Source organism: Dyadobacter sp., assembly GCF_051859145.1.
Classification (GTDB): domain Bacteria; phylum Bacteroidota; class Bacteroidia; order Cytophagales; family Spirosomataceae; genus Dyadobacter.
On the sequence record NZ_JBHYGF010000114.1, the window covers coordinates 1 to 10581 of the forward strand.

General features: G+C 47.6%; 9 protein-coding genes. 8 read left to right on the top strand and 1 reads right to left on the bottom strand.

What is annotated here, in order from left to right:
* The 6 genes from ACTIE6_RS08410 to ACTIE6_RS08435 all read left to right on the top strand — a co-directional run.
* Nucleotides 1-546: DUF1553 domain-containing protein (locus ACTIE6_RS08410; RefSeq protein WP_439556210.1), on the top strand; the 546-nt coding region annotated here is incomplete at its 5' end.
* Between the two features lie 226 nt (nt 547-772).
* A complete protein-coding gene (locus ACTIE6_RS08415) occupies nt 773-2248 on the top strand; it encodes a DUF1501 domain-containing protein (protein ID WP_439556211.1) in 1476 nt (491 codons plus the stop codon).
* Nucleotides 2249-2260: 12 nt separating this feature from the next.
* The gene (locus tag ACTIE6_RS08420) at nt 2261-2581 is read left to right on the top strand and encodes an L-rhamnose mutarotase (protein ID WP_439556212.1); all 321 of its coding nucleotides are present in this window, start codon (nt 2261-2263) and stop codon (nt 2579-2581) included.
* A gap of 47 nt (nt 2582-2628) precedes the next feature.
* Nucleotides 2629-4122, top strand: coding sequence for a c-type cytochrome domain-containing protein (locus ACTIE6_RS08425; protein WP_439556213.1), 1494 nt, complete (start codon nt 2629-2631; stop codon nt 4120-4122).
* 1 nt (nt 4123) lies between these two features.
* Nucleotides 4124-5047 carry a sugar phosphate isomerase/epimerase family protein gene (locus tag ACTIE6_RS08430; protein ID WP_439556214.1) on the top strand — a complete coding sequence of 308 codons (924 nt, stop codon included), beginning with the start codon at nt 4124-4126 and terminating at the stop codon, nt 5045-5047.
* Nucleotides 5048-5049: 2 nt separating this feature from the next.
* Nucleotides 5050-5490, top strand: a complete 441-nt coding sequence (locus ACTIE6_RS08435) for a barstar family protein (RefSeq protein WP_439556215.1) — start codon at nt 5050-5052, stop codon at nt 5488-5490.
* 9 nt (nt 5491-5499) lie between these two features.
* On the opposite strand, the gene pnuC is transcribed toward ACTIE6_RS08435, so the two are convergent.
* Nucleotides 5500-6132, bottom strand: a complete 633-nt coding sequence (pnuC, locus tag ACTIE6_RS08440) for a nicotinamide riboside transporter PnuC (protein ID WP_439556216.1) — start codon at nt 6130-6132, stop codon at nt 5500-5502.
* A 244-nt stretch (nt 6133-6376) separates the two neighbouring features.
* Between pnuC and mfd the strand changes: the two genes are divergently transcribed.
* Both mfd and ACTIE6_RS08450 read left to right on the top strand, forming a co-directional pair.
* On the top strand, nt 6377-9724 hold the full coding sequence (gene mfd / locus ACTIE6_RS08445) for a transcription-repair coupling factor (RefSeq protein WP_439556217.1): 3348 nt from the start codon (nt 6377-6379) through the stop codon (nt 9722-9724).
* Between the two features lie 96 nt (nt 9725-9820).
* Nucleotides 9821-10581 (top strand): SUMF1/EgtB/PvdO family nonheme iron enzyme (locus tag ACTIE6_RS08450; protein ID WP_439556218.1); only part of this gene is annotated, 761 nt, incomplete at its 3' end.

Below are 10581 nucleotides of genomic sequence, written 5' to 3' on the forward strand. Positions count from 1 at the left end.
ATTTCGGAAAAAATGTACGGTCCGGGTGTAATGCCGCCCCAGCCTGACAAGATCTGGCAGTCGCCGTATAGTGGCGAAAAGTGGGTTTTGAGCGAGGGTGAAGACAGGTACCGCCGCGGCGTTTACACTTATTGGAAGCGGACCGCGCCTTATCCATCGATGGTCACATTCGACGCGCCAAGCCGGGAGTTTTGCCAATCGAGGCGCATTTTGACCAATACTCCTTTGCAGGCATTGGTAACCTTGAATGACCCGGTGTACCTGGAAGCAGCGGAAAGTCTGGCCAACAAAATGCAGAAGCGCGGCAAAACGCCTGAGCAGCAGCTGAAAGAAGGTTATCGTATGCTGACGTTTCAGACTATAGAACAGAAGAACCTGAATGTGCTGGTGAAAATCTATAAAGAAGCATTAGCTACTTACAAGAAAAGGCCGGTAGATGCCGACCGTATTCTGGCTTACGGAAAAGAAAGAACGCCAGAGCTGGCAGCGCTGACTATATCAGCCAATGTGATGTTGAATCTGGATAATGTGATTACAAAGGAATGATGATTTATTGGCATACCGCTTTTCCATTGCCCGGTTCCTGCTGGCTATGTTTTCGTCCCCCCCCGTTTTCCGTTTCCCGTTGACTGAAGTCAACGGAAATGGATTTTTGGGACTTGGGCTTTGCCCAGATATTGATAGAAAAATTTAACAAGATTCAGGGCGGAGCCCGAAAATCAACAAACAATCCATTGCCCCGGGCTTAAGCCCGGGGATCAAATGATAGAGGATGGAAAAGCTGATGAAAGAATTGCAGCATGCTTCTTTGTTGCATCAAACCCGGCGGCATTTTTTGCAGTCGGTTGGGTTTGGGCTGGGGGCATTGGGCTTGGGTACGATGCTGGATTCCTGTGGGCCTTCGTCGGCAGCTACTGGCAATGCGGGGGATGTTGCCAAGGCACGGATCCCGCAATTTGCGCCCAAGGCAAAGCGGGTCATTTACATTCACATGGCGGGCGCGCCTTCCCAGTTGGAGCTTTTTGATTACAAACCTGAATTGCTCAAATACCACGGGAAAGATTGTCCGGCTGAGTTTTTGGAGGGCAAAAAGTTTGCTTTTATTCAAGGGGTACCTAAAATGCTCGGGCCGCAAAGCCACTTTGCGCAGTATGGACAATCCGGTGCGTGGATGTCGGACTATGTACCTTACCTGCAAACCGTCGCTGATGAGATTACCTTTCTCAAAGCAATGCACACCGACCAGTTCAACCACGCCCCGGCGCAGTTGCTGATGCATACAGGCAGCCCGAGGCTGGGCCGACCAAGCTTAGGCGCGTGGTCGGTTTATGGATTGGGCTCTGAGAATCAGAACCTGCCGGGGTTTATCGTGCTGGCTTCTGGCGGGCAGCAGCCGGATGCAGGGAAAAGCGTTTACGGAAGCGGCTTTTTACCGTCCGTATACCAAGGTGTCCAATGCCGCACGGGCGGAGATCCTGTTTTATATGTAAGCGATCCGAGCGGCATGAACCGCGATATGCGTAAGCAGACCATCGAGGCGATTAATGAAATCAACAAGCAGACTTACGAAGACGTAAAAGATCCCGAAATCCTGACGCGGATCAGCCAGTATGAAATGGCATTTCGCATGCAAATGTCAGTACCGGAAGTAATGGACGTATCCAAAGAGCCGCAGTTTATCCTGGATATGTACGGCGTGAAGCCGGGCGAAGGCACTTTTGCGATGAACTGCCTGCTCGCTCGTAAATTGGTCGAAAATGACGTCCGTTTTGTGCAGCTATTCGACTGGGGCTGGGACGGGCACGGTACCTCGAAAGACCATAATGTAGAAGGCGGATTGCGCCAGAAATGCCGCGAGTCGGACCAGCCAGTAGCCGCATTGATCAAAGATTTGAAGATGCGCGGACTTTTGGAAGAAACGCTCATTATCTGGGGTGCAGAATTTGGCCGCACACCAATGCAGGAAAACCGGAATGGGCTCGTGATGCCCTTTATGGGACGGGATCACCATTTAGATGCATTCACGATGTGGATGGCGGGTGGCGGTGTCAAACAGGGCTTTTCACACGGGGAGACTGACGAGCTGGGTTATTATGGTACGAAAGGCAGGGTACACGTACACGATTTACAAGCTACTATCCTGCATTTAATGGGTTTTGACCATGAAAAATTCACCTATCCTTTCCAGGGCAGGAACTTCCGGCTCACAGATACCGAAGGAAAAGTAGTTAAAGAAGTGATCGCTTAGGGTTTTGATATAATGGAAAAAACAATTGTGAAAGCTTTCCGGATGCAGTTAAAACCGGGTTTTGAAGTAGAGTATAAAAGGCGGCACGACGAGATCTGGCCCGAGCTTTCCGGGCTTTTGGTAAATGCCGGCTTGCTGGAATATTACATCTTTCTTGACGAACAAACACTTGCCCTCTTTGCTTTTCAGAAGCTCAAAGCAGGAGATACCACCTCCGAACTGGCTGCATTCCCGATCATGAAAAAGTGGTGGGATTATATGGCCGATATCATGGATGTGAATGCCGATAATTCGCCTCAGGCTTTTGCCCTGCCGGAGGTTTTCAGGCTTTAACAAGCCGGTGACAAGCATACTTAGGATTGATACTAAACCCTTTATCAATGCATTACATTTTACTTCAGGATGCTTCCTGGGCTACTTTCATTGGCAGGTTCCACCCGGCAATCGTCCATTTTCCAATTGGTTTTTTGTTGATTGCGGCTGTACTCGAAGTGGGCCGACGGTGGGGTAAGGTCAATGTGAGTGAGGGTACTGTTACGTTTATTCTATTCTGGTCGGCTGTTACAGCTACTTTCGCCTGCGTGGCGGGTTATTTGCTTTCATTAAGTGGCGGTTACGATGCTGATTTGCTTGACAACCACATGTGGAAAGGAATTGGCGTAGCCGTTTTTGCCTGGGCCGCCTGGCTCGTCAAGTCCGACCGGCTTTCCAGGTCAATGCCAGCCGGCAAAGTCATTTACCTCCCTGCAATTTTGCTGGCTACTATTCTGACACTATCAGCCGGCCACGACGGCGGCTCGGTGACACACGGCGCGGGTTACCTGACCCAATATACCCCCGAGCCTTTCCGCGGGCTCGCCGGCCTGCCGCCTATGCAGGAAAAAGCAACCGAGATCAAGCCGATTACTGATGTGCAGCAGGCAGTTGTGTACACGGATATTGTACAGCCGATTTTGGAAGCGAAGTGCGTACAATGTCACAGCGCCAGCAAAAGCAAAGGTGATTTGCGAATGGACCAGCTTGCATTGCTGGTAAAAGGCGGAGAAGGCGGGCCTGCATTGGTAGTGGGTAAAGGCGCCGAAAGCGATATGATTAAAAGGTGCCTCCTGCCTGAAAATGACGACGACCACATGCCGCCAAAAGGCAAGCCACAATTAACAACAGACCAGATCGCATTGCTTTCCTGGTGGATCGACCAGGGTGCACCCGCTGACAAGAAGGTATCACAACTGACGGTTTCAGAGGCGGTAAAACCTGCATTGGCTTCACTGGGAAAATCGGCGCCTGCGGGTGCAGCGAAGTCGCAGGAATCGGCGGTGTTGAGTCTTAAAGTACCGAAAGCAAATGAGAAGGCGATTGAAAATCTGCGCAAAACAGGATTGATCGTTAATACTTTGGCACAAGACCAGAACCTGCTTGAAATCAGCGCCGTGAACTTGCCTGCTTTTACCGATAAACACCTTGAACTACTTACACCCGTGGCGCAGCAAATTACGTGGCTGAAACTCGGCGGCACGCAGATCACCGATGCAGCTTTGAAGCAAATTGCAAAGTTCCCGAACCTCAGCAAGCTGCATTTGGAACATACCATCATTACAGACAAAGGCATTGCCGAACTTAAAAACCTGCCTTACCTCGAATATCTCAATATCGTGGATACCAAAGTAGGTGACGCGGGCCTGAAAACAGTGGCCGGGATGAAGTCGGTTAAGTCGGTCTATATCTGGCAGTCGGCGGTAACGGATAGTGCAGTGAGCCAGGTAAGCAGACAAAATCCGGATTTAATGGTGGTAAGTGGTTTCAATGAGGCGGCGGTAGCGCAATTTTTAAAGGCCGGTGATTCAACCGGTAAAGAGGAAGTCAAAAAACAATAACATGAACCGTCGGAAATTTATGAGCAGTGCGATTGCCACAGCGGGCGTTTTAACAGGCTTTGAAGCCGTTTCGGATACAGAAAAAGCCCCTTTTCAATTCGAGAACAAGCTTTCTTTAAAAATATTTGGCACCAACTGGGGCTTCGTAGGGAATACGGATGCTTTTTGCGCAGCTATCAAAAAAGAAGGTTACGATGGACTGGAAATCTGGTGGCCTGGTTCAAAAGAAAAGCAAAAAGAGCTTTTTACAGCTTTGAAAAAATACAGTCTCGACGTGGGATTTTTATGCGGCTCGGCGGAAAAAGAGTACGCGGCGCATTTGGATATATTTAAAAGGCAGATCAATGCAGCCACAACCGAGTACGAGCAGAAGCCGCTGTATATCAACTGTCATAGCGGGAAAGACTTTTTCACCTACGATCAAAATAAGGCATTTATAGACCATACTACTGCGGCAACTGCTAAAACCGGCATTCCCATTTACCACGAAACACATAGGGGAAGAATGCTTTTTGCTGCGCATATTGCGAGAGAGTTTATGGAGAAAAATCCGGAGCTGCGGCTGACGCTCGACATTTCGCATTGGTGTAATGTAGCAGAAAGTTTGTTGCAGGATCAGCAGGAAACAGTTAAACTCGCATTGTCGCGTACAGGCCACATTCACTCGCGCATCGGGCACGAGGAAGGACCGCAGGTAAACGACCCACGTGCGCCGGAATGGGACGCGGCAGTGAAAGCGCACCTGGCCTGGTGGGATGCAGTGGTGGAGCAAAAGGTAAAAAGCGGTGAAACTTTGACGGTACTGACAGAATTCGGCCCGCCCAATTACTTGCCAACAGTTCCATTTACACACCAGCCGATTGCAGATCAATGGGCTATTAATGTGCATATGATGCATTTATTCAGAAAACGATATTTGAAATAACTATGAAGAACACACACTTTCTGGTTGCAGCGGACGAAACGGAAGTCCAGAAAACCTTTCACGCGGCTGTAATTGCGCATATAGACGGGACAAGAGCGCTTTCTTTCAAAAATTTCAATACCCAACTTGCAGAAGCTTTGCAGTTCCCTGATTACGAGGGTACCAGCCTGGAAGATCTGGACGAAATGTTGAACGACCTTTCCTGGATCGGTTCAAAGCAGATCATCATTTACATCAGCAGCTCGGCTGATTGGCTTTCGAAAGAAAAATCACGCGAGAAAATCCTGACCGTTATCGATATGCTCGACGCTACCGCCGAAGACTGGAAGTGGCTTGACGATGAAGAAGGAGTTGACAAGAAAGAATTACGCATTGTTTTTCAACAATCTGACCGTATTCAAGCGCTGTTGGAAGAGCAGGAAATACCATTTGGGGAAATTTAAAAAAGGGAATTAATTGACAACTTTCCCCAAAGATCTTCCATTTTCCAAAACACTCCTCCGCCATTTGGCATAACCTATCATAGCCAATATCAGGAAAACTAAATACAGCAATGCGGTAAGGTTCAGAAATTTATAGATGTACATGATGACGTAACAGGCGTCGGCGGCTATCCATACCAGCCAGTTTTCCAGGTATTTTCGGGCCATCATCCACTGTCCGATCAAACTTGCGATCGTCAATGCAGAATCTACGTAGGTGAAACTCGCATTGGTAAATTTTTCGAGTAAAAATCCCCAGGAGATTGTGGCGACTATAAAAATGATGGCAAAAATGGGGTAAAGTCTGCGCGGGGTAAAGGTGACCTGTAACTCGTTTCTGTTGACACCCCCAAACTTCCACATCCACCAGCCGTAAATGCTTGTGATAAAATAATATCCCTGCAAGCCCATATCCGCATACAACCTTACCTGCCAGAAAACTGCCGCATATAAAACTGCATTGATAATCCCGAAAAACCAGCCGAGTACATTCTGGCGCGTGTTGAGGTAAACACAGATCGCGCCAGTTACAAAACCCAGGATTTCCAGGGGCGTAGTGACAAATATCCCGAGGGACACCATTTTGTTAAGCCAGTCGATCATTATTACCGGGTAAGTTTCGCTAAATGCAGGCAGAATTATGCGAATATAGGGACGAAATGCACGCCGGTTAATAGAACGGTAACTTGTAAGCTGCGGGCTTTGGCTTTATTTTTGTACAGTGCAACATCGGCAAACGAAATTCCCGCAGCTGGTGTTATCATTCTTGCCGGTCGGGAAAATCCCCGAAACGGCTTTTTGCGTTTAAATTCACAGTCGGCAACAGCCGCGATTAATTTGAAACTACTTGGAAGTTAAGGACTTACTAACACTATACGGGGGCGACGGATACATGAATCTGTTGATGGAGCAAATTGGTTCAAAGAGCCCTGAATCCTCCCATATCCAAATCAAAGGACTTGTTGGCAGCCTGGACGCAGTGGTATCTGCGGCAGTGCAGCAACGCAAAAAAAGTCCGGCGCTCTACATATTAAGCGACCGCGATGAGGCTGCTTATTTTCAGAACGATTTGCAAAACCTGCTGAGCGGCTCAGAAGTACTTTTTTACCCAACATCCTACAAGCGGCCTTACCACTACGAAGAGGTAGACAATGCGAATGTGCTGATGCGGGGCGAAATCCTCAACAAGCTCAATACCAATCGCGCCACGCCCATTCAGGTGGTGACTTACCCGGAGGCTTTGTTTGAAAAAGTAATCAACAAACGCTCGCTGGTCGCGAATACGTTTTCAGTAAAAGTCGGTGAAAAGCTGGATCCCGCATTTCTAACTGAGTTTCTGAACAGCTACGGATTTGAGATTACCGACTTCGTGTTTGAGGCGGGCCAGTTTTCTGTGCGCGGAGGTATTATCGATGTGTTTTCATTTGCCAACGAACATCCATTCCGCATTGAGCTTTTTGGTGATGAGGTTGAAAGTATCCGCTCTTTTGACCCGGATACCCAGCTTTCCATTGAAACCGCGAAGCAGATCAACATTGTACCCGACATTCAGCAGCGGTTATCTCACGAAACCAGGGAATCGTTTTTGAATTTCTTTTCAGGCGAGACCACCATTTGGTTCAAAGATGCGGAACTGACGCTGGAAGTGATTGAGAAATGTTTTGAAAAGGCTGAAAAGGCTTTGGGAGATGTTACCGGCGGCGGTGTTCAGATCGTTTCCAATCCGCAGGCATTATTCGAAACGCGGCGCGGGTTTCTGGCGCAGGTTAAGAAGTTTAAGACCATTGAGTTTGGCCGGAAGTTTTATTTCAAAACAGAAACGAAAATCCCCTACTCTTCCAAGCCGCAGCCTTCATTTAACAAAGATTTTAAAAGGTTACTCGACGATTTGTCTGAGAACCAGTCAAAAGGTTACGTGAATGTAATCGTGGCAGAGCAGCCCAAGCAGCTCGACCGGCTCGAACGTATTTTTGAAGATCTTGATCCGTTTGTCAAATTCCAGCCGATGCACATTTCGCTTCGCGAAGGATTTGTGGATGATAATGTAAAAGTTGCTTGCTATACGGACCACCAGATTTTCGCACGTTTTCATAAATACCGTTTAAAGGACAAGTTTTCCAAATCGAAGGCGATCACTATAAAAGAGCTGAAATCGCTTCAACCAGGCGATTTTGTTACGCACGTGGATTATGGTATCGGTCGCTTTGCAGGCTTGGAGCGGAAAGATGTGAATGGAACACAGCAGGAAGCGATCAGGCTGATTTACCGCGACAATGATCTGTTGTATGTAAGTGTTCACAACCTCCATAAAATTGCGAAATATACCGGCAAGGAAGGCGCACCGCCGGCTATGAGCAAGCTGGGCTCAGGTGAATGGGAAGCGAAAAAATCAAAGGTTAAAAAGCAGCTGAAAGATATTGCGCACGAGCTTATTGCATTGTACGCAAAGCGCCGGCAGGCTCCTGGTTTTCAATATTCGCCAGACAATTACATGCAGGCCGAGCTGGAATCTTCTTTCTTGTACGAAGATACCCCCGACCAAGCCACTGCTACTTCGAATGTGAAGGAGGATATGGAAAAAGCGCATCCAATGGACAGGCTGGTGTGCGGCGATGTAGGTTTTGGTAAAACTGAAATCGCGATCCGCGCTGCATTCAAGGCAGTTTGTGACAGCAAGCAGGTAGCGGTACTCGTGCCAACTACGATCCTGGCTATGCAGCATTTTAAAACTTTCAGCGAGCGACTGGCTGATTTCCCGGCGCGGGTGGGCTATATCAACCGTTTCAAAACGCCGAAAGAGATCAAAGAAACCCTCAAAGAAGCCGAAGAAGGCAAGATAGATATCCTGATCGGTACGCACCGGATTTTGAATAAAGACGTAAAATTCAAGGATCTGGGTTTACTGGTTATTGATGAAGAGCAGAAGTTTGGTGTAAAAGCCAAAGACCGTTTGAAGGAAATGCGCGTCAATGTGGACGTACTGACACTGACCGCGACACCAATCCCGAGAACGCTGCACTTCTCGTTAATGGGTGCACGCGACCTTTCGGTAATTGCCACACCGCCGCCAAACAGGCAGCCTGTTACGACCGAGATACATACTTTCAGTGAGGAGTTTATCCGGGATGCAGTCAGCTTTGAGGTGAACCGCGGCGGGCAGGTATTTTTTGTCCACAACCGGGTAAATGACATTGAATCAATCGCGAACATTATCCTGCGGCTTGTTCCGGATGTAAGAATTGGTGTGGCGCACGGACAAATGGACGGTGACAAGCTGGAAAAAATAATGGTGGGCTTTATAGAAGGCGAGTACGATGTGCTTGTCTCGACTAACATTATTGAATCGGGGATCGATATTGCCAATGCAAATACGATCATTATTAATACCGCGCACATGTTCGGCCTCTCCGACCTGCACCAGATGCGCGGGCGCGTAGGTCGGTCGAACCGGAAAGCATTTTGTTATTTACTTACGCCAAATGCATCGACACTGGCCAGCGACTCGCGTAAACGTTTACAGACACTGGAAGAGTTTTCGGATCTGGGCGATGGATTTAAAGTGGCAATGCGCGATTTGGACATTCGCGGGGCAGGTAACCTCCTTGGTGCCGAGCAAAGTGGTTTTGTAAATGATCTTGGTTACGAATTGTACCACAAAATGCTCGATGAAGCAGTCTCTGAATTGAAAAACAATGAATTCAAGGACCTGTTTGCAAATGCATTGGGGCTCCCCAAAAAGCTGGTACCGGAAACACAGATCGAAACCGATTTCGCGACTTTAATTCCTGACGGATATGTTAAAAATATTTCGGAAAGGTTGTCGTTATATACCCGCCTTGACAACATTGCCACCGAGGAAGAACTAGGGAAGTTTGAACAGGAGATACTCGATCGTTTCGGTCCTGTTCCGAGGGAAGTTCAGGATTTGTTAAAAACGGTTCGTTTGCGCTGGGAAGCAGAGACTTTGCACCTTGAAAAACTAACTTTGAAGAGCAATACGATGAAAGGATACTTCGTTACTTCGCAGAACGACGAATTCTTTCAGTCAGCCCGGTTCGGACAGGTGATCGATTATATTAAAAAACATCCTCAGAAGATCTCATTAAAAGACCAGAAAGGCAAGCTAATCCTGATCTGTGAAGATGTACAAAGTATAGATCAGGCGAGGAATGTACTTGCGGAGATGACCCACTGATTGATTTTTAGAAATATTTTCGTTTCATTTCATAAATTTGCGGTTTCGCATACTATAAAAGACCAAACTATAAAGTCACTTTAAGCAATGATTTGCATGCAAAAGATGGGTACCCGGTCAATCGCGTTGATGTTGATTGTGTTGTTAGCGGCTACTTCATGTAGTAAGAACAAGAGACCTACCAGCTTAAAACCCGGTAAGACAAGTTCAAAAACAGGATTGGCTTATAATGGCAAAGATGGTTTTGAAGTAAAGCAGTACAAAGCGCTGCCAGCAGGCCCCGACCTTGTTTATATCGAAGGTGGCCGGTTTACGATGGGTTCGCTGGAAGAGGATGTAATGACAAGAAGGGATAACCCGAAAAGAACTGTCAGTATCCAGTCTTTCTACATGGACCAGACAGAGGTGGCTAACGTCCACTATCTTGAATATTTAAATGCAGTTCAAAGAGATTCATCAGAAGAATTTTACACAAAAGCTTTACCTGATACAAACGTTTGGTTCAATGAGCTATCATTCAACGACTCTTATGTAACCATGTACCTTCGTCACCCGGGCTTCCGTCTTTACCCGGTAGTTGGTGTATCCTGGGTTCAGGCAAATGATTATTGTGCGTGGCGTACCGCCGCTGTAAGCCAGGCTAACAATACAGCAGGTGCAGCAGCAGCTGGTGGCAAGAAGAAAAAAGGTTTCTCTTTTGGCAAGAAGAAAAAAGCTGACGATGCAGCAGTTGCAAGTGCAGAAGCAGCGCCAGCTCCACAGCTTAGAATTGAAAGTGGCTACGTAATGCCGCCTTACCGCCTACCAACAGAAGCTGAATTTGAATATGCAGCAATGGCGATGATCGGTACGCAGTA